This is a genomic window from Muribacter muris (genome assembly GCF_004569585.1).
Lineage (GTDB): Bacteria > Pseudomonadota > Gammaproteobacteria > Enterobacterales > Pasteurellaceae > Muribacter > Muribacter muris.
Map to the genome: position 1 here is coordinate 65,626 of NZ_SPPA01000006.1, position 25,582 is coordinate 91,207.

General features: G+C 46.0%; 23 protein-coding genes. 8 read left to right on the forward strand and 15 right to left on the reverse strand.

Annotated features, from left to right (window positions below; genetic code table 11):
• Positions 1-135: 135 nt before the first annotated feature.
• The 5 genes from E4T80_RS03970 to hisC form a co-directional block, all read right to left on the reverse strand.
• The gene (locus E4T80_RS03970) at positions 136-564 is read right to left on the reverse strand and encodes a universal stress protein (protein WP_135055155.1); all 429 of its coding nucleotides are present in this window, start codon (positions 562-564) and stop codon (positions 136-138) included.
• Between the two features lie 506 nt (positions 565-1,070).
• Positions 1,071-2,372, reverse strand: coding sequence for a 3-phosphoshikimate 1-carboxyvinyltransferase (gene aroA / locus E4T80_RS03975; RefSeq protein WP_135055157.1), 1,302 nt, complete (start codon positions 2,370-2,372; stop codon positions 1,071-1,073).
• Positions 2,373-2,379: 7 nt separating this feature from the next.
• On the reverse strand, positions 2,380-2,655 hold the full coding sequence (locus E4T80_RS03980; RefSeq protein WP_135055159.1) for a type II toxin-antitoxin system RelE/ParE family toxin: 276 nt from the start codon (positions 2,653-2,655) through the stop codon (positions 2,380-2,382).
• A complete protein-coding gene (locus E4T80_RS03985; protein WP_135055161.1) occupies positions 2,655-2,912 on the reverse strand; it encodes a type II toxin-antitoxin system RelB/DinJ family antitoxin in 258 nt (85 codons plus the stop codon). The genes E4T80_RS03980 and E4T80_RS03985 overlap by 1 nt, the downstream gene beginning before the upstream one ends.
• A gap of 49 nt (positions 2,913-2,961) precedes the next feature.
• A complete protein-coding gene (gene hisC / locus E4T80_RS03990) occupies positions 2,962-4,065 on the reverse strand; it encodes a histidinol-phosphate transaminase (RefSeq protein WP_135055163.1) in 1,104 nt (367 codons plus the stop codon).
• 117 nt (positions 4,066-4,182) lie between these two features.
• Here hisC and E4T80_RS03995 point away from each other — a divergent pair, with 117 nt between their 5' ends.
• Positions 4,183-5,064, forward strand: a complete 882-nt coding sequence (locus E4T80_RS03995; RefSeq protein ID WP_135055164.1) for an urea transporter — start codon at positions 4,183-4,185, stop codon at positions 5,062-5,064.
• Positions 5,065-5,310: 246 nt separating this feature from the next.
• Here E4T80_RS03995 and serC read toward each other — a convergent pair whose 3' ends face one another.
• Positions 5,311-6,396 carry a 3-phosphoserine/phosphohydroxythreonine transaminase gene (gene serC, locus E4T80_RS04000; RefSeq protein WP_135055165.1) on the reverse strand — a complete coding sequence of 362 codons (1,086 nt, stop codon included), beginning with the start codon at positions 6,394-6,396 and terminating at the stop codon, positions 5,311-5,313.
• A 56-nt stretch (positions 6,397-6,452) separates the two neighbouring features.
• A complete protein-coding gene (gene pepP, locus E4T80_RS04005; RefSeq protein ID WP_135055167.1) occupies positions 6,453-7,766 on the reverse strand; it encodes a Xaa-Pro aminopeptidase in 1,314 nt (437 codons plus the stop codon).
• Positions 7,767-7,882: 116 nt separating this feature from the next.
• Here pepP and mazG point away from each other — a divergent pair, with 116 nt between their 5' ends.
• The 4 genes from mazG to E4T80_RS04025 all read left to right on the forward strand — a co-directional run bounded on the left by mazG (position 7,883) and on the right by E4T80_RS04025 (position 12,951).
• On the forward strand, positions 7,883-8,665 hold the full coding sequence (gene mazG, locus E4T80_RS04010; protein ID WP_135055169.1) for a nucleoside triphosphate pyrophosphohydrolase: 783 nt from the start codon (positions 7,883-7,885) through the stop codon (positions 8,663-8,665).
• Between the two features lie 99 nt (positions 8,666-8,764).
• Positions 8,765-9,487 carry a response regulator gene (locus E4T80_RS04015; protein ID WP_135055171.1) on the forward strand — a complete coding sequence of 241 codons (723 nt, stop codon included), beginning with the start codon at positions 8,765-8,767 and terminating at the stop codon, positions 9,485-9,487.
• A gap of 58 nt (positions 9,488-9,545) precedes the next feature.
• Positions 9,546-10,925, forward strand: coding sequence for an envelope stress sensor histidine kinase CpxA (cpxA, locus tag E4T80_RS04020; RefSeq protein WP_135055173.1), 1,380 nt, complete (start codon positions 9,546-9,548; stop codon positions 10,923-10,925).
• Between the two features lie 109 nt (positions 10,926-11,034).
• Positions 11,035-12,951, forward strand: coding sequence for a MacB family efflux pump subunit (locus E4T80_RS04025; RefSeq protein WP_135055175.1), 1,917 nt, complete (start codon positions 11,035-11,037; stop codon positions 12,949-12,951).
• Positions 12,952-12,992: 41 nt separating this feature from the next.
• Here E4T80_RS04025 and E4T80_RS04030 read toward each other — a convergent pair whose 3' ends face one another.
• Complete coding sequence (locus E4T80_RS04030) at positions 12,993-13,997, reverse strand: glycosyltransferase (protein ID WP_135055177.1); 1,005 nt, start codon at positions 13,995-13,997, stop codon at positions 12,993-12,995.
• 149 nt (positions 13,998-14,146) lie between these two features.
• The gene (argF, locus tag E4T80_RS04035; protein ID WP_135055179.1) at positions 14,147-15,157 is read right to left on the reverse strand and encodes an ornithine carbamoyltransferase; all 1,011 of its coding nucleotides are present in this window, start codon (positions 15,155-15,157) and stop codon (positions 14,147-14,149) included.
• 139 nt (positions 15,158-15,296) lie between these two features.
• Here argF and rhlB point away from each other — a divergent pair, with 139 nt between their 5' ends.
• Genes rhlB through E4T80_RS04050 form a run of 3 tightly spaced genes read left to right on the forward strand, consistent with a single transcriptional unit; the run spans position 15,297 to position 18,474 of the window.
• A complete protein-coding gene (gene rhlB, locus E4T80_RS04040; RefSeq protein ID WP_135055181.1) occupies positions 15,297-16,523 on the forward strand; it encodes an ATP-dependent RNA helicase RhlB in 1,227 nt (408 codons plus the stop codon).
• Between the two features lie 54 nt (positions 16,524-16,577).
• Entirely contained in the window at positions 16,578-16,937 is a 360-nt protein-coding gene (locus E4T80_RS04045; protein WP_135055183.1) for a hypothetical protein, read from the forward strand.
• 49 nt (positions 16,938-16,986) lie between these two features.
• Complete coding sequence (locus E4T80_RS04050) at positions 16,987-18,474, forward strand: helicase HerA-like C-terminal domain-containing protein (RefSeq protein WP_135055185.1); 1,488 nt, start codon at positions 16,987-16,989, stop codon at positions 18,472-18,474.
• A gap of 89 nt (positions 18,475-18,563) precedes the next feature.
• On the opposite strand, the gene hemW is transcribed toward E4T80_RS04050, so the two are convergent.
• The 6 genes from hemW to proC all read right to left on the reverse strand — a co-directional run bounded on the left by hemW (position 18,564) and on the right by proC (position 25,559).
• Positions 18,564-19,727, reverse strand: coding sequence for a radical SAM family heme chaperone HemW (gene hemW, locus E4T80_RS04055; RefSeq protein WP_135055187.1), 1,164 nt, complete (start codon positions 19,725-19,727; stop codon positions 18,564-18,566).
• Positions 19,728-19,741: 14 nt separating this feature from the next.
• Positions 19,742-20,644 carry an ABC transporter ATP-binding protein gene (locus tag E4T80_RS04060; protein ID WP_135055189.1) on the reverse strand — a complete coding sequence of 301 codons (903 nt, stop codon included), beginning with the start codon at positions 20,642-20,644 and terminating at the stop codon, positions 19,742-19,744.
• On the reverse strand, positions 20,644-22,683 hold the full coding sequence (gene dnaX / locus E4T80_RS04065; RefSeq protein WP_135055191.1) for a DNA polymerase III subunit gamma/tau: 2,040 nt from the start codon (positions 22,681-22,683) through the stop codon (positions 20,644-20,646). Before dnaX ends, E4T80_RS04060 begins: the two co-directional genes overlap by 1 nt.
• Positions 22,684-22,723: 40 nt before the next feature.
• Positions 22,724-23,266 carry an adenine phosphoribosyltransferase gene (apt, locus tag E4T80_RS04070; RefSeq protein ID WP_135055193.1) on the reverse strand — a complete coding sequence of 181 codons (543 nt, stop codon included), beginning with the start codon at positions 23,264-23,266 and terminating at the stop codon, positions 22,724-22,726.
• Positions 23,267-23,589: 323 nt separating this feature from the next.
• Complete coding sequence (locus tag E4T80_RS04075) at positions 23,590-24,744, reverse strand: 3-phenylpropionate MFS transporter (protein ID WP_135055195.1); 1,155 nt, start codon at positions 24,742-24,744, stop codon at positions 23,590-23,592.
• Positions 24,741-25,559 carry a pyrroline-5-carboxylate reductase gene (gene proC, locus E4T80_RS04080; protein WP_135055197.1) on the reverse strand — a complete coding sequence of 273 codons (819 nt, stop codon included), beginning with the start codon at positions 25,557-25,559 and terminating at the stop codon, positions 24,741-24,743. Before proC ends, E4T80_RS04075 begins: the two co-directional genes overlap by 4 nt.
• Positions 25,560-25,582: the final 23 nt, after the last annotated feature.

Consider the following 25,582-nt stretch of genomic DNA (forward strand, 5'->3'; position numbering starts at 1 on the left):
TAACAATAAATCCGGCATATTTTACACACTTTTTTAGATACTTTGTAGAGCCTATTATTTGGCGGCTTTATCTCCTTTGCAAATTTTGTCCGAAAAAAGACCGCTTGCATCTCAGCCGACGCAAACGGTTTCTTACTATTCGTCAATACCGAGCGGTACAACCAGCATATCTACCGACACATTGTTCATCACTTGACGGGTTGAAGACATAAACTTGCTCCAAAAGTCTTGGTGATGACCGGTAACCAAGAGATCGATGTGATATTTATCCACCGCTTCTTCCAAGACTTGACTGAAATCCCCGCTGCCGTTGAGGCGTTCTTCGACTGGGTAATCAATCTTTTCCGCCAAATCGGCTAACGCTTTGCCCGTTTCTTCGGAAACGGAATCTTGCACAGAAGACATATTAATATCAATCAATCCGGTATAGAGGTCGGAAAAATTCACATCAACATGAATAATCGACAGCTTCGCTTGGCATTTTGCTGCTAAACTTGCGCCTTTACGCAATAAAATCAAACTTTCCTCAGAAAGATCAACCGCCACTAAAATATGTTTATACATAATGAACTCCTTAGTCACCTATCTAGGATATTCGGATAGTACCACACTCTTTCCTTAGAAAATTTGAACTACTTCTCAATTTTGAACATTGCCCAAAAGAAAATGCGTAACCACCACAAGCAAGCGGTCGGTTAGCTGATAATTTTTGCAATATTACTCATCGAATAAATCGATTATCTTGATAAATCGCATTGGGAGAACAGCAGCAGATATTTGCACTTCTCGATGATTTCTTGCCCTTTAACGTGGAAAAAGGACGCCTTATGGCGTCCCAATAGCTTACATCATTACTCTTTATGAAAAGTGTAATCGACAAATTTTCAATATTATGTAGCAGTTGCACAAAGTTGTTTTTTTATTCTCTTGTAGGGACACACTGCGTGTGTCCGTATTTTAACCTATTGAAATACTTTGATTTTTATAAAGGACACACGCAGTGTGTCCCTACATTCTGTTAAAATGCATAGTACCGCAAATTTTGCTAAAAACCTCTCAAAACTCACCGCTTACTCACGATGACTGATTTTTTCAAATGCCTCAAAAAAGGTTGGAAAGGTTTTAGCGGTACATTGCGGATCTAGAATTGTTACCGGCGTAGGCGATAGCGCCACCAATGCAAAGCACATTGCCATTCGGTGATCGTTATAGGTTGCAATCTCGGCGTGTTGCAAATCGCCGATATTTGCCGGCGGTGTTACTCGGATAAAATCGTCCCCCTCCTCGACATTCACCCCCAATTTTCGCAACTCGGTCGTCATTGCGTTTAAACGATCGGTCTCTTTGACCCGCCAATTATAAATATTGCGGATCACCGTTTCCCCTTTGGCAAACAGTGCGGCGGTCGCAATCGTCATTGCTGCATCGGGGATATGATTCATATCCATATCAATGCCGTGCAACTCTCCTTGCTCCGCTTGGATAAAATCTTCGCCCCAAGTGATATTCGCCCCCATTTTTGCCAGTACATCCGCAAACAAGCGGTCGCCTTGAATAGAATGTTTACCAATCCCTGTTACTTTCACCTTACCTTTGATCGCACCGGCGGCGAGGAAATAAGAGGCAGATGAAGCGTCCCCCTCGACTAAAAACGTCTTGGGCGAAATATAACGCTGCCCGCCTTTAACGAAAAAGGTCTGGTAATTTTGATGACTGACCGCCACGCCAAAGGCTTTCATCATCGCTAAGGTAATATCTATGTAGGGCTTGGAGACCAACTCGCCGATAATGTGAATCGTCATATCCCCCTCCGCAAGCGGTGCTGCCATTAACAGTGCGGTTAAAAATTGGGAGGAAATCGAGCCGTCAATTTGCACGTTTCCGCCCGTTAAACCGCTATTACGGATTGCAATCGGCGGATAGCCTTCATTTTCCAAATATTGAATATCCGCACCCGCTTGACGTAAGGCATCGACCAAATGCTGAATCGGGCGTTCTTTCATTCTCGGTTCACCGGTTAAGATGACCTCCGCACTGCTCTCGCCTTTCAAACATAATGCGGCGGTTAAAGGCCGCATCGCCGTGCCGGCATTACCTAAAAAGAGCGCCAAGCCGTCTTGTCCCTTAAATGCGCCGCCTAAACCGGCTACCGTGCAAACGGTTTTGTCGTCCGATAGTTGATAATCTACGCCCAACGCTTTCAACGCATTGAGCATATGACGCACGTCATCACTATCCAACAGGTTATGAACCTGTGTTGTGCCTTCGGCTAAAGCCGCCAATAATAACGCACGGTTTGAGAGGCTTTTTGAGCCGGGTAGATTGATTTCTCCCTCGACACGAGAAATCGGTTGTAATGTGATTTTTTCCATTTTTACTCTATTTAAATAAATGAGAATGCGATCCCACACGGTATAATTTAATTTGTTTACGTTGCCTATCTCTTTGATATATCAGTAATAAATCGGGTTTTCCGTGGCACTCAAGATAGCCGATATAATCCCCGATTAGCTTATGCTCTTTATAGTGCGGCGGTAAGGGTTCTCCAGTCATTAAAAGATCAATGACATTTAAGATACACTGTTGAGCCGATTTATCATTGTGATAACGTTTGGCATCCTTTTTAAATTGGTTATGGGTAATAAGTTCAAACATTATTCCCACCCTAAATCGCGTTTAAGCTCCTTACTACTTTGATAATAACTGATATTGTTACCGCTTTCTAATTCATAAATAGCTTGCCAAGTCTCCTCTGTCGGTTCAAGTAATCCGGCTGGTAGTTTTGATGTCAAAGCAATATGTTTTAAGAGCATTTGCACAACTGTCGGGAGATCAAAACCCAGTTGTTTCGCATTCTGTTGAGCTAATTGCTTAATCTGATCATCAACTTCGATGGTTAAATGTGTATTCATTTTCTCTCCTGATTGAATTTGCAACGTTTCAATGTATTTTGACCGCTTGTTAAATTGGCAAACCTAATACACGACGTAAAGCCGCTAAACAACGCTCGTTTTCCGCCGGCAAACCAATGCTGATGCGTAGGTGATTTGGCATTCCATAACCGGCGATCGGGCGGACGATAATGCCCTCCCGCAGCAATGCGTCATAAATCGGCTGTGCCGGTCGGTTAAAATCAATGGTAATAAAATTACCCATTGAGGGAATATAGTTTAGCTGATGCTGTTGGCAAAATGCTTCGTAACGTTGCATTTCTCGGCGGTTATTTTCGGCAACGGCGGCAATAAACTGATCGTCTTGGATCACCGCAACGGCTGCCGCCAACGCAAGACTGTTACAGTTGAACGGCTGACGGACACGGTTCAGTAAATCGGCAATTTCCGCATTTGATACCGCATAGCCAATGCGTAACCCTGCCAAGCCGTAGGCTTTCGATAAGGTACGGCAAATAATCAGATTGGCGTGTTTTTGCAAAAGTCCGAACGAATCGACCCGCTTGCTCGGCTCGGTAAATTCAGTATAGGCTTCGTCCAACACCACAATCACCTGCTCCGGTACTTTGGCAAGAAACTCGGCAATCTGTTGGTGGCTTAAAAATGTGCCGGTCGGATTATTCGGGTTGGCGAGATAGATTAACTTCGTTTTGGGTGTGATCGCCTGCAAAAAGCCGTCTAAATCGTGTCCCCACGTATTTGCCGGAATTTCACGGGCAACCGCATTGATCGCCTTAGTAACCAACGGATAGACAATAAACGCATATTGAGAATAGATAATTTCATCTTCCTCACCGGCAAAGGTGTGGGCGAACAATTCTAACAGATCATTTGAGCCGTTACCGAGAGTGATTTGCGTTGGACTTACCCCAAATTTCTGCGAAATTGCTTGCTTAAGTGCAAAACCGTTAGCGTCAGGATAACGGGTGAGATCGTTAAGTTGAGCCAAAATTGCCTGTTTGGCACTGTCGGGCAAACCAAACGGGTTTTCATTCGATGCCAGCTTGACGATATTTGAAATCCCCAGCTCCCGTTCTAATTCCTCGATCGGCTTGCCCGCTTGATAAGGGGATAACGATTTTACCCCTTCGTTTACGATGTTGATGTATTGCATTTTTCATCCTTATTATAGTCCGATAAAGTGATAGTTAATCATATTTAAACAAAATTGGCTAGCTTACCGAGCGTGTTTTGGTCTATGATCACACTTTAAATTGTGTTAAGGATAGCGATGAAAATATATCAAACGGTTATATGTGCGCTGCTGAGAGGAATTTCCCAAATAATGTTGGTCAATTCGGCATTTGTAGGGTTACTGTTTATACTTGGCTTTAGCTATGGTGCGTGGCAAATCGGGCTTGCGGCACTGATTGGCAGTGGCGTGGGCGGACTATTCGCTTATGTTACCAAGCAAGATCCGAACGAGATTGAGCAAGGGCTATACGGCTATAACTCGGCGTTAAGTGCGATTGCCTTTGTAACGTTCTTCAACACACCTTGGTGGATAGCAATGGTTATTGCCGTTGCTCTCATCACTGTGTTGCTACAACAAGGTTTGCAACCACTGTTTCAGCGAACCAAACTGCCTATTCTCACGTTTCCTTTTATTCTTGCTACTTGGTTAATGTTTATTATTCACCCCTATTTACCGATGGTGGACGGTATTATCTTACATAGTACACCGCAAACCGGCACACTTTTAGATGCCTTCTTTTTACCCTTTAATGAAGTCTTTTTAGCGGCAAATAGAGAAGGCAGCCTTTTAATTTCATTAGGATTACTGATAGGGAATTGGCTTTACTTTTTAGCTGCCGTGATAGCACTAAGCTGTGCTTATTTAATGACGTTAGTATCACCGGAAGCACATTATTTAATTGCGGCAGGCATCTATGGCTTTAATGCGATCTTAATCGGCGTGGCTTTTGCTGCCTTTTTCTCTCTTAGACGCCCGCTTGTTTGGTTGGGGCTTATCATTGCTGCAATGCTTTCCACTTGGGTGATTGTCGGGTTAGATCATCTTTTTGCCCCACTCAATTTACCCTCATTAACATTTCCGTTTGTGGTGATTATCTGGGGCGTGTTTTTAGGGAAACGGCTGTGGAAAGCGAACTAAGTTATTAGAATACAATCACTAACAAGCGGTGAGATCCTGTTAATTTTCGGTATTATGTAGCAAATGCACAAAAATAGACATTTTAACGGAATGTAGGGACACACTGCGTGTGTCCTTTATAAAAATCAAATTATTTCAATCCGGACACACGCAGTGTGTCCCTACAAACGAACAAAAAACAACTTTGTTCAACGGCTACATAATATTGTTAATTTTTGACAGGATCTCACCGCTTGTTTTAAGAGACTACCCTCTGTTTTCCGCCTCAAATTTCCGCATAAACGCAATTAACGCTTCGACCCCTTCAATCGGCATTGCGTTGTAGATAGAAGCACGCATTCCGCCCAGCACTTTATGACCTTTTAAGGCTTGTAGGCCGCAAGCGGTCGCTTCAGCGATAAATTTTGCATTTAACTCGTCATTGTCGGTGGTAAAGGTAACGTTCATTAATGAACGATTGGCTTTGGCGACTTTGTTACGGTAAAACCCGCTTTGATCGAGATATTGATAGAGCAAGCCGGCTTTAGCGATATTCCGCTGCTCTACCGCTTTCACTCCGCCCAATGCTAAAAGATGCTTGAAGACGAGCGAACACAAATACCACGCGAATGTCGGCGGTGTGTTGATCATCGAGTCGCTTTTGCTTTGCACCGCATAATTCCAAATAGACGGCGTCGCAGGGCGGGCATTGCCGATTAAATCTTCACGCACAATAACAATCGTGATCCCCGCCGGTCCCAGATTTTTTTGCGCGCCGGCATAAATTAAACCGAATTTGTTGATGTCGATTTCACGGGAGAGAATATTAGACGACATATCCGCCACTAACGGCGTATCGCCCACGTCCGGAATATCAAAGATCTCTACACCACTAATCGTTTCGTTCGGGCAGTAGTGAACATAGTCGTATTGCGTGGCAATGTCACGCAAATCTAAGGCTTTAACTTGCAGTGTTTCGTCCTGTTCTAAAATATCTATTTCATCAATATCGCCGAACAGACGAGCCTCTTTGGCTGCCGTTGCCGACCAATGTCCGCCGTTAAGGTAGAGCGCTTTGCCCTTTTTATTGAGCAAATTCATTGGGATAGCAGCGAATTGTCCCCTTGCTCCACCTTGGAGAAAGAGAATTTTGTAATTATCGGGAATTGCGTAAAGTTGGCGAAAATCCTGTTCGGCTTGGGTGATCATTTCCATAAACAGTTTGCCACGGTGGCTGACTTCCATCACAGAGGTGTGTTGATCTTGCCAGTTAAGTAACTCTTGTTGAGCTTGCTCTAAAACGGCTTTCGGCATCATTGCCGGGCCGGCACTGAAATTAAATACTTGGGTCATTGTGTTTGTCCTTCCATAACATAGAAAAATTTATTCTAACCAAAAAGGCGGAGCGGTTAAAGACGGCTGTCTGCCATTATGGCTTCGATCTCGGCGATCTCTTTCGGGGCTGCTGAGGTTAAATTTTTATTGCCGTATTCGGTGATGAGCAAATTATCTTCAATCCGCACGCCTATCCCTTTATATTGCGGCGGCACATCGGCATCGCTCGGAATATAAAGCCCCGGCTCAACGGTTAACACCATTCCGATTTGTAACGGACGATCCCGCTCTACGCCGTAATCACCGACATCGTGGACATCTAAGCCGAGCCAATGCCCCAGCCCGTGCATATAGAATTGGCGGTAGGCTTTTTCTTCAATCAGCCTATCAACATCGCCGTTTAAAATGCCCAGACGCACTAATCCTTCCGTCATTATCCGTATGGCACAATCGTTCGCCACTTTAATCGAACTGTTTGGCACTAATAATTTCACTGCCGCTTTCATTGCATCTAATACGAGCTGATAAATTTCCCGTTGTGCCGTATTAAATTTGCCGTTAATCGGAATGGTACGGGTAATATCACCGGCATACATTGCAAATTCCGCACCGGCATCAATCAGCAACAAGTCGCCGTCTTTTAAGATTTGATCGTTCTCGTTATAGTGCAAAATACAGGCATTTTCACCGCTGGCGACAATTTGGTTATAGGAAGCGAACCTTGCCCCGAAACGTGAAAATTCATACTGAATTTCCCCTTCAATCTCCATTTCATAGCGGTTCGGGCGGGTAGTTTTCATCGCCCGCAGATGGGCAAGGGCGGAAATTTGGCACGCTTGTTGTAGGAGTGCCACTTCATTTTCGGATTTGATTAAGCGCATTTCCGACAGGATCGGTCGCCAATCAAGCCGCTGGCAATCTCTATTTTGAGCAAGTGTAAAGGCGGCAGACACTATCTTATCCCCCCATTCTTGCATACCTTCGGCAACATAGCAGGCGGTCAGATTTGCCAATTTTTTTGCAAACACTGTTTCAATATCGGCAATATCAAAGGCTTCATTTATCGCTAATGCCGTTGGTGCATTCTCTACGCCCAGTCGGCGACCGTTCCAGGTTTCCATTAGCGGATCTTTCGGGCGTAAAAACAGCAGACTTCGGCACTGCCCTGCCGTTTTGATGAGCAGCAAAGCGGCTTGCGGTTCGCCAAAACCGGTCAGATACCAAAAATAGCTATCGGGGCGGAACAGATAATCGCAGTCGCTATTACGCCGTTTTTCTGTTTCGGTAAACACAATCAAGGCAGTGTTATCTTGCATTTGCTCAAAAAGACGCTGGCGGCGGGCGCTAAATTCAGCTTGCGGGAGTTTTTGTAGGTAGGTTAAATCCATATCAATGATCCGGTTAAGTGAGAGTGGTGAAATTCTAGCACAATAAATTGACAAATTTCATAGACAAGTTCAGCCGACAACGCCAAAATAGGCTTCTTTACATTGAGGGGATAACAATGACAACAATTGACCAATTTCTTGACGTGGTGGCGAAACTGCGTGATCCGAAAACCGGCTGCCCGTGGGATATCCAACAAACCTTTGACTCAATGCTGCCCTGTTTATTGGAAGAAACCTATGAAGTCGCCGAAGCCATTCACACCAACGATCGCCGTGCATTACGGGAAGAACTCGGCGATTTGCTGTTACAAGTGGTATTTCTTAGCCAATTAGCACAAGAGGAGGGAACATTTAGCTTTTATGACGTACTAAGCGATATTCACGATAAGCTGATTTATCGCCATCCGCACGTGTTCGGCGATAAAACCGCCCAAAGCAGTGAAGAGGCCTTGCAAAACTGGGAAGTACAAAAAGCAAATGAGGCGAAACACCGTGAGCAAGAATCTATTCTTGATGATTTGCCCTTTGCACTCCCTGCGCTCACCCGTGCCTATAAATTGCAAAAACGCTGTGCGAAGGTTGGCTTTGATTGGGATAACCCCACCGATGTTTTAGCCAAAGTGGAAGAAGAGTTGCAGGAAGTCAAAGACGAGTTAGCACAATCGCCGATAGTCTCAGCCAAACTGGCAGAAGAATTGGGCGATTTGCTGTTTGCTACGGTGAATTTATGCCGTCATCACAAACTTGACGCAGAAACCGGCTTACGCAATGCCAATGTAAAATTTGAAAACCGTTTCAGACAAATTGAGAAGATCTTGAAATCACAAGGGAAATCACCGCAGGATTGTACGCTTCAAGAACTTGATTTTCTGTGGAATCAAATAAAAAGTATAGAATAAATTGACAAAATTCGGTAAAGTAGCCGAATGGATTTGCTTATGTAAAGATATCTGAGCAAATGTTTAAAAAACAAACGCAGTGGAATAGGAAAAACAGCTATGCCAAAAATTTTATTAGTTGATGATGATGTTGATCTTACCGAGTTACTTGCCGAATTACTTTCTCTCGAAGGCTTTAAAGTGCATACCGTTCATAACGGTCAAGACGCCCTTGAAGAGCTAAAATTACAAAGCTACGATCTGATTTTACTGGACGTAATGATGCCGGTTCTCAACGGGATTGAAACCCTAAAACAGGTGCGTCAAAAATATAACACGCCGGTGTTAATGTTGAGTGCCAGAGACGATGAAATCGATCGGGTACTGGGCTTAGAGCTGGGGGCGGACGATTACCTGCCAAAACCGTTTAATGATCGTGAATTAGTTGCCCGTATTAAAGCGATTCTACGCCGCACCGTCAATTCAGCCAAACCGCTCAATTTAGATACGCTTCCCGAGAGTGTTTACGAAGATCGCAAATTATTGCAATTTGGCGGTGTGCAACTTCACCCCGGTCGTCAGCAGGCAATGTTTGAGGGGCGGGATTTGGATCTCACCGGCACGGAATTTGCACTATTGCAAATGCTAATGCGTCATCCGGGGCAAATTTTATCCCGTGAATTACTTAGCCTTGAAATTCTCGGCAAACGGCTCACCCCTTACGACCGGGCGATTGATATGCATATTTCTAATCTGCGTAAAAAATTACCGGAACGCAACGATAACCTGCCTTGGTTCAAAACCTTGCGGGGTCGTGGTTATTTGTTAGTTACCGAGCAATAATCGGTTTTGTGTAATCCCTCACAGTTGTGGGGGATTTTTTCATTTAACGGGAAGAACAATGCTAAACAAAATCCGAAACTTAAGAAACTATCTTGCCTACCAAATTTTTCTCTCCTTTATGATTATTATCGCCACAGTATTTGCGATTGCCCTCGTTTTGCCGAATTTTGATGCTCGGGTATTTAATCATATTGAGCTTGGCAAACGTCTCTATTTTGAAGAAGAAAGCCGCTATACCGAAGAGCATTACAACCTTGATGATATTTTCCAGAAGAACTTATCCATCTCCACCCCCAATCAATTTGATATTATTCTCTTAGAACAGGGGTCAAACCGTTTGGTTGGCGTGAACAAGCAACATCTCAATGCACTGCAAGCCTTCATCTACAAAGCGAATAGCCCTGCCGAACCGCTCCAACGCCGTTTTGGTAAATTTGAATTTTACGGCCCGTTTTTCATCAAATCGGATACCCACAACTATTACCAATATTTTGTGCAAAAAGTCAGCCCGCAACGTGATTTTATCAACTATATGTTTGACTCGCCGTGGATGATGATTTTGCTGCTCCTGATCGTCAGCACCCCAATTATGCTCTGGCTCTCCCGCCGTATTGCCAAACCGGTGAAAAAATTACGCCTTAGCGCCAACGCTGTGGCAACCGGCAATTTAACCACCAATCCGCAGCTTGAGCAGGAAGGCATTATGGAACTGCGTCAAGTCGGCAAAAGTTTCAACCAAATGATCACCGCCTTACAGCGATTAACCGGCTACCAACAACGGCTGCTTTCGGATATTTCCCACGAGCTGAAAACACCGCTGACCCGAATGCAACTTGCGCTCTCACTGTTACGCCGCCGCAACGGTGAGTCCAGTGAGATCACACGCATTGAAGGGGAAATTCAAAAGCTCGACACAATGATCCACGATCTGCTGATGCTCTCCCGCAACCAAGCCAACCACCACTTAAAACGGGAAATTTTTCCCATTGCTAAAATTTGGGAAGATGTGTTGGCAGATGCCCAATTTGAACTAGAACAAAATGAATTAACCTTGTTTGTGAGCCAACGTATCGCCCACCCGGAACGCTATTTCATTAACGGCAATGTGGCAATGTTAGCCAGTGCGGTAGAAAATGTGATCCGCAATGCGAAAAAATACACGGCGACAACGGTCAAAGTAACGATTTACCTCGACCAAAAAAATCTCTTTATCACCATTGACGACAACGGTGCCGGCGTACCGGACAGCCAATACACCGAAATTTTCCGCCCGTTTTATCGGGTGGAAGAAGATCGAGCCAGACAAACCGGCGGCACGGGCTTAGGCTTGGCAATCGTTGCCAATGCTATCCAACAACATCGGGGCACGGTGTCCGCTGAAAAGAGCGAAGTGGGCGGTTTGAAGGTTAAAATTCAACTGCCGCTTTGGTTAGAATAATGCTTGCAAGCGGTCGGTTTTGTTTGTTTTTTTGCAAAACCGACCGCTTGTTGAACCAACCTTGCCCGTATCTGTCCATCATTCACCCATTTTAATTTTCTCGGAAATAATGAAACTGATTGAAATTTCACAACTGAATAAATGGGTCGGCAGTGCCGAATCGCCGATCCACATTCTCAAAAATATCCGTTTAACCATCGAAAAAGGGGATTTTGTTGCGATTATCGGCGCATCGGGTTCGGGGAAATCGACCTTGATGAATATTCTCGGCTGCCTCGATACCGCCTCGGACGGCTCTTATAAAATCAACGGCACAGAAACGCAACAGCTCTCCGGCAATCAACTTTCCCAACTACGCCGCCAACAATTTGGCTTTATTTTCCAACGCTACAATCTGTTATCCAGCCTCACAGCGTTAGAGAATGTCGCCCTACCGGCGATTTATGCCGGTGTTGAAAAACACAAGCGGTTAGAAAAAGCAAAAATTTTACTGGAAAAACTAGGGCTGGGCGACAAACTGCATCACAAGCCGAACCAACTTTCCGGCGGGCAACAACAGCGGGTCAGCATTGCACGGGCGTTGATGAACGGCGGAGATATTATCCTTGCCGATGAACCGACAGGGGCGTTAGATTCCCACAGCGGCGAAACAGTAATGGCGATCTTACAAAGCCTGCACCAAGAGGGGCATACCTTAATTTTGGTAACTCACGATCCGAATATTGCCGCCCACGCACAACGGGTCATTGAAATTAAAGACGGCGAAATTTTGCGGGACGAACGGCAAAAACCGTTAAACACGCCGCCTGCGACTGCTGACGCACCACACCGTTCACCACGGCTTTGGGATCAACTATACGAATCTTTTAAAATGGCGACCAGTGCGATTATGGCGCATAAGTTGCGTGCCTTGCTGACAATGTTGGGCATTATCATCGGCATAGCGTCCGTCATTTCGGTAGTGGCGTTGGGAAAAGGATCTCAACAGCAGATCTTATCGAATATCAATAGCTTAGGGACAAATACAATGAGTGTTTTTAACGGCACGGGCTTTGGTGATCGGCGGGCGAATTTAACCAAAAATCTCACTATCGGCGATGTCTCGGCGCTCGCCCAACAGCGTTATATCGAAAGCGTTACCCCAAACAGTATGCACAGCGGCACTATTATTACCGGCAATACCGCTGTTACCGGTCAAATCAACGGCGTAGGCGAACAGTATTTTGATGTACGGGGAATTAAATTACGGGACGGGCGATTGTTTAATCCGGACGAAGTACACAGGGCGGCACAGGTGATCGTGATCGACCCGAATACACAAAAAAGCCTTCAGCTCAACCAACCAATCGGCAAGCAAATTTTAATTGATAAGAAGCCCCTTGAGATCATCGGCGTAGCAGAACAGGCAAATAATCCGTCCAGTAACCTCAATCTTTGGACGCCCTACACCACGTTAATGCAACGTATTTCAGGGGCAAAAAACATTGATTCCATTACCGTTAAAATCCGGGATAATGTGGAAAGCCAAACCGCCGAAAAAAGTCTGACGGATTTTCTCACCTATCGCCACGGCAAAAAAGATTTCTTCGTGATGAACACCGACACGATTAAGCAAACCATTGAAAGCACGACCAACACAATGACCCTGCTGATTTCGTCCATTGCCTTGATTTCATTGATAGTCGGCGGCATTGGCGTGATGAACATAATGTTGGTGTCTGTTACCGAACACACCAAAGAAATCGGAGTGAGAATGGCGATCGGCGCAAAACAGGGGAATATCCTGCAACAATTTCTTATTGAAGCGATGTTGATCTGCCTATTGGGCGGGGTCATCGGCATTCTGCTCGCCGTTGGCGTTATCCTCGCCTTTAACATATTGGGAACGGACTTTAAAATGGTACTCTCCGGTTCGTCCGTCATAATCGCCGTCCTCTGCTCTACCCTTATCGGCATTGTATTCGGCTATATTCCCGCCCGCAACGCCTCCCGCCTCAACCCGATTACCGCACTGGCGCAGGAATAGTATTGCAACATAAAAGGACACATTGCGTGTCCTTTTTTCATCTAAAGTATAACTTCGTAGCTCAAAAATCGCTGCATAAAACGGATAATCTCCGGCGTGAAATAATGACGAACTTTCGCCTTATTTTCCGGCGTATAGCTCAAATATTGGTAGCGGTAAGCAATACCATAGTTAATTGCCACAATACGCTGTAAATCCGTCAGCATTTGTTCGTTCACCTGCGCGGCACGCTGTTTTTCATAGAAACTAATGAATAATTGGCTCACTTCAAACAGATTGATTAACTTGGCAATATCGTTTTTCGTGGTCGTCAGACTGTGTGGACGTAGGCGATAATGGTAAAAGACCCGTCCGACTTCAATCACGGTTTTTTCCGGCTCGCAGGTCAGCACTTCCGTCATAAACACGGCATCTTCACCGATTTTTATATCTTCTCGAAACTGCAAACCGTGCCGGCGTAAAAACTCGGTATTAAAAAAGCCAAAGCAGCAACTTGGCAGCCAATCTCGGCTGAGCATATCGTGCAAATGGCGATAGCCCGTCATTATTTCATATTGATTGTTGCCAATATTTTTTGATTCAAACGGGCGAACATAAGGCACTCGCCCCGATCCGTCCTCATAGCTATAAGAAGCCGTCCCTTTAAGTAAAACGGCATTATGCTGATCGGCAATCTCCACCATTTTGTCAAGGTGAGGCTCGACAATCCAATCGTCCGAATCAACAAAATAGACATAACGCCCCTTTGCCAGTTTCAGCCCGGCATTGCGTGCCGCAGAAATGCCCTGATTTTTCTGATTCAGCACAGAAATGCACGCATAACGGGCAAAATAATCTTGTGCCACTGCCAGACTATTATCCGTTGAACCGTCATTGATAATAATGATCTCTTTACTCACCGTTTGGGCAAGCAGGCTGTCTAAGCAAGCAGCAAGGTATTTTTCGACGTTGTAAACAGGAACAATAAAACTTATACTCAATTGATTGATTGATTGATTGATTGATTGATTGATTGATTGATTGATTGATTGATTGATTGGCATCATTATCTTTTCCCATTCCTCTGTACTCAATACCTAATTTTATACCGATACAAGCGGTCGGCTTGTGGCATTTCTTAGCTAATTTGTATGATTCAAGTGTGTGTAACATATACTTTGTAAAAAACGCTAGAACCGAACCGACCGCTTGTGTATTAGAGTTGATCGCCCAAGGTGGCAACCATTACCGCTTTAATAGTATGCATTCGGTTTTCCGCTTCGTCAAACACAATTGAAGCCGGTGACTCAAACACCTCATCCGTAACTTCCAAACCGTTCATTCCGTATTTAGCAGCAATCTCTTTGCCGACCAGAGTTTGATCATCGTGGAATGCCGGTAGGCAGTGCAGGAATTTAACCTGCGGATTACCCGTTGCTTTCAGCAATGCCGTATTCACTTGGTAGGGCTTCATCAATTTAATCCGCTCTTCCCACGCTGATTCCGGCTCGCCCATTGACACCCACACATCTGTGTAGATGAAATCGACATCTTTAACACCGGCGGCAACCTCTTCGATACAGGTAATTTTCGCCCCCGTTTGCGCTGCCATATCCGCAACTTCGTCTAATAAGGCTTGCTCCGGAAAAAATTGTTTTGGCGCAACCAAGCGTAAATCAATGCCCATCAATGCCGCCCCTTCCACAAAAGAATTGCCCATATTGTTGCGGGCATCGCCTAGATAAGAGAGTTTCATTTGGTTGAGCGGTTTATCGCAATGCTCTTGCATTGTCAAAAAATCGGCTAAAATTTGGGTCGGGTGAAATTCATCGGTTAAACCGTTCCATACCGGCACGCCCGCATAGTCGGCAAGGGTTTGCACCAGCGCTTGCCCGTAGCCCCGATATTGAATGCCGTCATACATTCTGCCCAATACCCGTGCCGTATCTTTCATTGATTCTTTATGCCCGATTTGCGAGCCGCTCGGCCCGATATAGCTCACATTCGCCCCTTGGTCAAACGCCCCCACTTCAAAGGCGCAGCGGGTACGGGTCGAGGTTTTTTCAAAAATTAACGCAATGTTTTTGCCTTTCATTGTCTGTTTTTCCGTTCCCGCTTTTTTGTCGGCTTTAAGTTTGGCGGATAACGCAAGCAAATAGTGAATTTCGGCAGGGGTGAAATCCATTAGGCGTAAAAAATGGCGATTTTTTAGATTTGGCACTGACATAATGACCTCATTTAATGAATTTAGATGGGAAATAACCTAAGATTCTACTCAAAATACGGCATTTGTGGTATCTTTTCCGCACTTTATTCTGTCGCACGCGGTCAGATTTTTTCCTTTTTTTGCAAATTGAGGCTTGATTATGTCAAAACACCTTACAGAACAACGGTTTATCGATTTTCCCATTCACGATAACGTCCTTGCTGCCCTCGACAGTAAAGGGTTTGAATTCTGTACGCCTATTCAAGCTAAAACCCTGCCCTACACTTTGGCAGGACAAGATATTGCCGGACAAGCACAAACCGGCACGGGCAAAACGCTGGCATTTTTAGTTGCCACTTTTCACCATTTGCTCAGCCAAGATATTCAAACCAAAGCTAATCAACCTCGCGCCTTAATTCTTGCCCCAACCCGTGAACTTGCCGTGCAAATTGCCTCCGACTCGGATATTCTCACCCGCCATACCGGCTTAAAATTGGCGCTGGCTTATGGGGGGGACGGTTACGAAAAACAACTGCAAGCGATTGAAAAAGGCGTGGATATTTTAGTCGGCACAACCGGCCGGGTAATTGATTATGTCAAACAAAATATTATTGATTTAACCCGTATTCAAGTGGTGGTGTTGGACGAGGCAGACAGAATGTTCGACCTCGGTTTTATCAAAGATATTCGCTATTTAATGCGTAAATGTCCGAAACCGGAAAACCGTCTCACAATGCTGTTCTCTGCCACGCTCTCGCACCGTGTGCGTGAATTGGCGTTTGAAGATATGCACAACGCCGAGTATATTGAGATCGAACCGTTACAACGTACCGGACATCGGATTAAAGAGGAACTGTTCTACCCTTCCAATCAGGACAAAATGGCACTGCTGCTCACCTTAATTGAGGAAGAGTGGCCGGATCGCTGTATCGTATTCGCCAATACGAAGCATAAATGCGAAGAAATTTGGGGCTATTTAAGTGCGGACGGGCATCGGGTCGGGTTACTGACCGGCGATATTCCGCAGAAAAAACGATTAGCTCTGCTGGACAGTTTCACCCAAGGGAATTTGGATATTCTGGTAGCAACCGATGTGGCGGCTCGTGGCTTGCACATTGCCGATGTTACCCACGTTTTTAACTATGATTTGCCCGATGATCGTGAAGATTACGTTCACCGTATCGGGCGTACCGGACGAGCCGGCGAAAGCGGGCATTCTATCAGCTTTGCCTGCGAACGTTACGCGATCAACCTGCCGGCAATTGAAGAATATATCGGACATCTCATTCCGGTCAGCCAATACGATAGTGCCTCGCTGCTGAATTTGCCAAAGCCAAACCGTATCGGTGCAAAAATGCGAACACCGCAAGCGAATAAACGCCGTTAATCTTTTAATCACTTCGGGGACGTTACAAAACGTCCCCAACCATTTAGGAATACAATGAAATTAACTTATCTCTGCGGGCTGCTTGCCTGCGCTATCGGGCTAACGAGCTGTGTAACGACACAGCAACAAGGGGTTGGGGTCGCAAAAGGACACTCACCCGTAGCCACAAATCTTCACCATAAACGGATCAATACGACTGAGTGCAACGATGCGGACGATTGGTATTTAGACGGCTACCGTGTCGGCAAATCATTTGCCCCGCAAAAAACAGAAATGTTTCAACAACGTGTCAATTATTGTCGCTATACTGCCAATAAATTACCCAACGTATTTAAACGCAACTGGGAAAAAGGCTATGCTATCGGCAACAAAGGGGCAGTAACCGCTCAGCTCAAACCGAAAAAACGCCGTTAATTTGAGAAAAACACCCACATTCGACCGCTTCAAGCTAAGGAGAACACAAATGAGCTACACTATCGCACAAACCCATTCAGGCACACCGCTATCCCTGACGGCAAAAATGGCAAACCGGCACGGCTTAATTGCCGGTGCAACGGGTACGGGAAAAACCGTTACCCTACGCAAAATGGCGGAAACATTCAGCAATGACGGTGTACCGGTTTTTTTAGTTGATGTGAAAGGTGATCTTTCCGGCTTGGTGCAAGCGGGTAGTTTTCAAGGCAAAATTGCAGAACGGATTGAGCAGTTCGGCTTAGGTGGTAAGGCCTATTTGGACGGTTTTCCCGTCTCTTTCTGGGATGTCTTCGGCGAAACGGGCATTCCGCTACGCACCACGATTTCGGAAATGGGGCCAATGCTACTCGCCCGCCTGCTGAATTTAAACGATACCCAAGAAGGGTTGCTTAACCTCGTTTTCCGCGTCGCCGATGATAAAGGCTTACTGCTTATTGATCTGAAAGATCTGCGTGCAATGCTCAAATTCGTCGCAGAAAACGCCAAAACCTTTCAAGTGGAATATGGCAACGTCTCTGCTGCAAGTGTCGGGGCAATTCAACGAGCATTGCTCGCACTCGAAAACGAAGGGGTGACCAATTTGTTCGGCGAACCCGCATTAGATCTGCACGATTGGTTTCAAACCCGTAACGGACGAGGTGTGATCAACATTCTCAACTCGGAAAAATTGATCAACTCCCCAAGAATGTACGGTGCGTTTTTACTCTGGTTTATGGCGGAATTATTTGAACAATTACCGGAAGTCGGCGATCCGGATAAACCGAAATTCGTCCTGTTTTTTGATGAAGCTCACCTCTTATTTGACGGCGCACCGAAAGTTTTAGTCGATAAAATCGAGCAAGTCGTACGGCTGATTCGTTCAAAAGGCGTAGGGGTCTATTTTGTTACCCAAAACCCGCTGGATCTGCCGGAATCCGTACTAAGTCAGCTAGGTAACCGTATTCAACACGCCTTACGGGCATTTACCCCGAAAGATCAAAAAGCGGTTAAATCCGCAGCGGAAACTTTCCGTGCCAATCCCTCGGTAAATGTGGTAGAAGCGATTACCCAACTAGGGGTCGGCGAGGCGTTAATTTCCGTCTTAGACGAAAAAGGAATGCCGACACCGGTGGAAATTGCCTACATTTACCCGCCGCAAAGCCAGCTCAAACCGATTAGCGAGGCAGAACGTCTTAACCTCGTCAAACAGGACGATCTTTATCTGCATTACAGCCAATATGTCGATAATGAATCCGCCTTTGAAGTGCTAAATGCCCAAACTCACGCAGCGCAACAAGCCGCCGAAGAAGAAAAAGCACAAGATAACGGCTTCTTAGGCGGAATGTTAGCCTCTATTTTCGGCACGAAGAAAAAAAGCGAACAAAGCGTTGCCGAACAACTGGTCGGCAGCGTTGCTCAATCGGTCGGCAGAAACCTCCGTAACCAAGTTACCAAACAAATTATGCGCGGTATTTTAGGGGCGATTAGTAAGAAATAGCGTATCTGTCTTTATAAAAAGAGGGTGGAGATCATCTACTCTACCCTCACATCTACCCTATTTAAAATGAACGTCCCACCAAATTTGAACTATTCTTCAAACCAAAAACCTTGCAGCAATTCATTTAAAAATAATTTGCCGTGTTGGGTGATTTGCCAATAGTCTGCGGTTTCAGTCAGGTAATTTTGGGTTAAAGCCCAATCGATTGTCGGGCGGACAATATTGTCGTTCAGTCCGGTATAAGCCTCAAATTCGGCTTTTGGGGTGGCTTCCAGCAATCGAAAACGGTTCATAAAAAATTCAAACGGGCGATCCGCTAGGGTAATTTCGTGCTGTTGATAGCGGTATTCCCCCCGCATATAGCCTTTCGGGTGCTTGGTTTTGCTAAATCGGTAGATTTCGCCCGTCGGGTAGCTGATTTTGCCGTGCGCACCGCAGCCAATGGCAAGATAATCGCCAAACCGCCAGTAGTTTAAATTGTGTCGGCATTGGTAGCCTGCCTTAGCATAAGCAGAGGTTTCATACTGCTGATAGCCGGCTTGAATGAGACGTTGATGCCCTTGCTCGAAAATATCCCACAACGCATCGTCATCGGGCAAGGTCGGCTGGCGATAGTAGAACATTGTGTTCGGTTCAATGGTGAGTTGATACCAAGAGAGATGCGGCGGTTGGAGGGCAATCGCCTGTTCCAAATCTGCTAAGGCTTGTGCGACACTTTGATTCGGCAAGCCGTGCATCAAATCCAGATTGAAACTCTTCAGCCCAAATTTTGCGGCATTTTGAGCAAATCCGACCGCTTGTATCGCTTCATTTCGATCGTGAATACGCCCTAATTTGAGCAATTTTTCCGGCTCGAAACTTTGAATGCCCATTGAGATCCGGTTAATGCCCGCTTGGGCATAGCCGATAAACCGTTCTGCTTCCGCCGTACCCGGATTGGCTTCAAGGGTAATTTCGATCTGGTCGGCAAACCCAATCCGTTGTCGGATAGCGGTGAGTAATCGGTGAATGCCGTCCGCTGAAAACAAACTTGGTGTGCCGCCACCGATAAAAATCGAGTGAATCGGGCGATCAGCAATCGCGGTGCGGTATAAACGAAGATCCTGATCTAAATCCGCCAATAAATGCGTAATATAGTCGGCTTCGGGAATGTCGCCTTTTTGTGCGTGCGAATTAAAATCGCAATAAGGGCATTTCTGCACGCACCAAGGGATATGAATATAGAGGCTTAAAGGGGGTAACGTCAGTTTCACAGTTGTGTTTCGGGCTATTTTTCAGCCATTTTCATAAAGAGTTCTTCAAGTCGGTTGGATTTATTACGCAGACTCAGCACTTCAACCTGTTGGGCGGAGAGCTGTTGAAAGAGCCGATTCAGCCCTTGCTTGCGTTTAACCTCCACTTCAAAGGTGGTATCATCCAACCATTTAAACGGATAATCCTGAATGGCAAGCGGTCGGTTTTCGGCTAAATCCAGCAAAAAGGTTTCCGTCTCCAGCTTGGCTAATAGGGCTTTCATTGAGGTATTTTCAATTAAGCGCCCCTGCTGAATGATGCCGATATTGCGGCACAGGGTTTCGGCTTCCTCAAGATAATGGGTGGTTAAAATAATGGTCGTGCCTTGTTGGTTCAGCTCCCGCAGAAAATCCCACAAGCTGCGGCGTAGCTCAATATCTACGCCGGCTGTCGGTTCGTCTAAAATCAACAATTTGGGATTGTGCATCAATGCTCTGGCAATCATTACCCGCCGTTTCATTCCGCCGGAGAGTTCACGGGTAAAATGATGGCGTTTTTCCCACAAATCCAAGCGTTTCAGCCAGTATGCTGCCCGTTCTTGCGCAACGTGGTAAGGTACGCCGTAAAAACCCGCTTGCTGAAGCAAAATATCAAGTACTTTTTCAAATTGATTGAAGTTAAATTCCTGCGGTACAAGCCCGATTTGCTGTTTTAATTGCGTTTTTTGCTGATCCAAATCGTAGCCGAATACGCTCACTGTGCCGCTGGTTTTATTGATTAACGAGCTGATGATGCCGATAGTGGTCGATTTACCTGCACCGTTATGCCCCAGCAGTGCATAAAAATCGCCCTGCTCAACGCTCAAATCTATGCCGTTCACCGCTGTAACGCCTGTGGCATATTGTTTTACTAACTGTTTGATTTCTAAGGCTTTCATTATTCTGCTACCGCTCTAATGGTGGATTCGTCAAGATCGGCTGAAAAAGTCTCACGCAGCAGTGCCAACTTGTTATCTGCCAATAACGCTTCCTTTGCCTCAAGGGTTAATTTTGCAAATAACACACGGCGAAGTTCAAGGGGAGTATGATGTTCACTGCTCTCCCCAATGTGCATTTCGTAGTCCAACCCTTGTTCTTTCAAGGCTTCGCTCAAATTATGGCGGGATTCTTCACTGTCTAGGTGGGTCATTTCGGGCTTTAATACCAACGTCAGCCGATTGCCCGTTCTTTCCGCCAAATAGCTGTTGAGGGCGAGTTGTCGAGAAAATCCGCCCAATTTGAGCTCGTTGGCAATGCGACTCCATTCATCTTGTTCACACGCCAGCTCAATGGTTTTGCGTACTAATTCAGGGGTGCGTTCCTGCAAAATCGCTTGTTTAATTTCGGAGGGTTTAATATTTTCTTGCTGCTGACTTTCCAGCTCCGGATTCAGCCACGTCCAGCGATAATCTTCATCGTTTATCGGCTGCGTCTGCTGAACCGGCTGTATCGGCGATTTGGTTTGCTTCTGATAGACTTTATCCCGAGTCGTGGTCAGTTCGGCAAAACTTTGCGAAAGCGTTGTTTTTCCTTTTGGAACAGCACTTTTCGGCACAATCGGCTTCGCTAACTCAGACTTTTTTTTTTCGTTGTCTTGGCTTTTCGATTTTAGTGCATTACGAGCCTGCAACGCTTGCAGTGCCGGCGAGGCAGACGGTATGTCTGTGGCGTGCGTGGTTTTGCAAGCGGTCGGTTGCACCGGATTATTTGCATTATCTGTAGCAGAACTCACCGCTTGCGCAGGCATTTGAGGCGGCATTGCTTTACGTTGCTGCTCCAATGCTTCACGCATTCGGCTTAAACCGCTCGGTTGCGGTGCAGACTGAACCGGCGTTGGCACGGGCATTGATTCCGGTGAAGTAATATGTTTTGGGTGGAATGCAAGAGCTCTTAATACCGTCATCTCCACGCCGCTGCGTTGTTCGGGGGCGAGGGGTAATTCCTTTTTCCCCGTCAGCATTAGTTGATAGAAAAATTGCACATCTTCCGGCGGCATTTGGCGGGCGAGAAAGTGCAACGTCGTTTCCTGTTCGTGATCGTGGGATAAGAGTTGCAACATTGCAATTTGGTGGAGCGTCTCTGCAATATCATTGAGTAATTGCTGCCAGTCCACGCCCTTTTGCGCCACGTGTTGAATCACCTGCATTGCCTTTTCACCGTCCGCATTGGCAATCGCTTGCACTAATTCAAGCGGCTGATGGTCGTCAATTAAGCCGAGCATTTGGCTCACCACCTCTAACGTAATATGAGCATTACTGGTGGCAATCGCTTGATCGGTCAGGCTTAACGCATCTCGAATACTGCCTTGTGCCGCTTTGGCTAATTTTGCCAAGGCGGGTAATTCATAGGCAATCTGTTCTTGGTTTAGTACATACTCAAGATGATCTTGAATTTGCTGTGGACTTAATGCCCGCAGGTGAAATTGCAGGCAGCGGGATAAAATCGTAATCGGCAGCTTTTGCGGGTCGGTGGTCGCCAGCAAGAATTTGACATACTCCGGCGGTTCTTCCAATGTTTTAAGCAGGGCATTAAAGCTATGGCGGGAAAGCATATGCACTTCGTCAATCAGATAGACCTTAAAACGCCCGACTGTCGGCTTATATTGCACATTGTCAAGCAATTCTCGGGTATCTTCCACTTTGGTGCGAGAGGCGGCATCAATTTCAATCAAATCAATAAAGCGCCCTTCCTCAATCGCTTTACAGTTGGCACATTGACCGCACGGATCGGCGGTAATGCCTGTTTCACAGTTCAAGCCTTTGGCAAAGAGGCGGGCAATCGAGGTTTTACCGACCCCTCTCGTGCCGGAAAATAAGTAGGCGTGATGCAGGCGGTTCTCTCTCAAGCCGTTTTCAAGGGCGGATAAAACGTGCTGCTGCCCAACCACGTCGGCAAAACGTTGTGGTCGCCATTTGCGTGCCAGAACCTGATAACTCATTGTCAATACCCTAAACTGTTACCCGCAAGCCACGGGCGGATTAGTGCCCGTCAAACTCGACTAAGCTGAAAGATGTGATGCCCTGCTGCGCAAGGCGCTCCGCCCCTTTTAATGCCGGCAATTCAATCACAAATGCGGCATTTTCAACCGTGCCACCTAATCGGCGAATCAATTTTACCGTGGCTTCAACCGTACCGCCGGTTGCCAATAAATCGTCAATAATCAAGATATTATCGCCCGCTTGAACGGAATCGCAATGAATTTCCAGCGTATCTTCGCCATATTCTAGCTCATAGCTTTGCGAAATGGTTTGGCGGGGTAATTTGTTCGGTTTACGCACCAACACAAACGGTACGCCTAACGCCAATGCCACCGGTGCGCCAAAAATAAAGCCTCTCGACTCCGTACCAACAATTTTGGTGATGCCCTTCTCTTTAAATTGGGCAACAATCGCATCAACACAGGCTTGAAACGCACTCGGCACTTCAAGTAGCGAGGTAATATCACGGAAAATAATGCCGGCTTTCGGGTAGTCGGGGATCGATTTAATCGCAGATTTGATTAACTCAAGGGATTGGCTCATTTTTAAACCTTTATAAATTCAGAAAAATAACCGCAAGAATTTAGCAAAAATGGCAAGAATTACAAGGAAAAATTGACAACACGCGGTGCGTTATGGCGAAAAATTAGCAATTTTGTGTTGCTATCGCCCGAACTTACAACACCTGTCGTTTGGGCTGCATAATGCCAAAAATACGGCGTTATGTAGCAAATGCACAAAAATAGACATTTTAACAGAATGTAGGGACACACTGCGTGTGTCCCTACAACCTAACAAAAAACAACTTTGTGCAACTGCTACATAATATTGCAAAAATACGCCAAATCTCACCGCTTGTTCAAGGATTATAACCGCACCTCAAACCGTTTCGGTACAATAAAAATTGCCGGCAGGGCAAACACAACCATTAGCCAAAAGCTCATTGTCGGCGAGGATTGATACACAATACCGGCGATAAAGGTAAACAACGCCATTACTACACAACTTGCCAAGCCGAAATAGAGTGCTTGCAGTTTGGCTATCTGTTCGACCGGTTGGGCGGAAATATAGCGGATCATCGCATAATGCCCCATTCCGTAAGTCAGCGCGTGCAACAGTTGCATCCCCGCCAAAATCGCAAAGTCCGTCGTACTTGCCAATAACGTCCAGCGGAGCATTGACGCCAAAGCAGAGATCACAATCAGATGCTGAATTTTCCACGCTTTAAACGCTTTTTTCGAGAAGAAAAAGAACACAATTTCGGCACTCACCGCCAAGCCCCACAATAAGCTCGCCTGTTGGGTGGTAATGTCTGCCGATTGCCAATAGATTGTGCTGTACGCATAGTAGGCGGCGTGAGAGGCTTGAATCAGCGACATCGCCGCCAGCATTTTAAAGGTGGTCGGCTGTTTAAGCAGTTGCCAATAGCTTGAGGTGTTGCGAGCCGCTTCGGTGGTCGGTTTATCGGCAAAGGATAGCCGAGGATTAACACTGATGCCCAACCCTAACATTACCAACCAGCCAATAATAATGCCGATAATCGCACTTTCCCCCAGCCAGCCGATAAAATAACCGGTACTGACCGAGCCGACCACAAATGCAATCGAGCCGAACAAGCGGCTTTTGCCGTAATCCAAGCCGATCTGCTGTTGCCAAGTCGAAGCGATCGTATCGCCAATCGGCATTGCCCCGCCGTTAAAAATATGGAACAACGCAATCGCCGGCAGTAATAACCAAATTGAGCCTGCAGAGCCGATGACGGCAAATAGCACGGCAATACTTGCCCAAGTTAAAAAACGGTTAAGGGGGATCAACTGGCGGGGCTGACGCACCCATTTTGAGAAAATCATTCCGCCGGTAAAACGAAACAGATAGCCCAACGCAATGATTAAGCCGATCAATTCCGTATCATAGCCGTGATAGTTTAACCAAACGGGTAAAAACGGCAGCAATACCCCATAGGCACAATAAAAGCCGAAAAAATTAAATGATGACCACTGAAACGGGCTAGGCTTAATCATAGTGATTTTTCCATTTCTTCGGCACGTTTAATTGCCGCATTCATTGCCTCATCAACCGTTTGGTCTAGCCGATGTTGCTCAAATACCGCTAATGCCTGTGCCGTTGTGCCGCCTTTCGAGGTAACATTCTCCCGCAAAGTTGCCAGAGAGAGTTCGGGGTTAGCCGCCACCATTTTTGCCGCACCGATTGCCACCGACTGCACTAAAACGCGGGCATCTTGTTCGCTAAAGCCCATTTTAACCGCCGATTGCTGCATCGCTTCCATAAATTTAAAGAAATAGGCAGGGCTAGAACCGGTAATAGCAATGATTTGGTTGAGCTGACTTTCCGTTTCTACCCAATAACACTGTCCCACCGCCGACAGTAGCTGCTCGGCAAACTGGCAAGCGGTCGGTTCAACGGTTTTTTTTGCAAATAAGCCGGACATTCCCTCGCCGATCAGTGAGGGCGTATTCGGCATTGTGCGTACAATATTACGAGCGCTCGGCAAAAGCTGTTCAAGCCGTGCCACCGCAATGCCTGCCGCCACTGAAATCACCCATTTATCCGCAAAATCCACCTCGGCAAATTCCGCACAAACCTCCGCCATCATTTGCGGCTTCACCGCCAATATCACAACGTCCGCCCGTTCAACTGCTTCCCGATTGGTTAAATCAACCTGCAACCCCATTTTGCGTAGTTGCTCACGGCGGGCTTGATTGCTTTTGTTGCAGGCGATAATGTTTGCCGCCAGATAACCGCTTTTCACCAAACCGGCAATAATCGCAAACGCCATATTGCCCGCCCCAATAAAAGCTATCGTTTTTTGGTTCATTTTTCTCTCCTTTTGTAAATGAT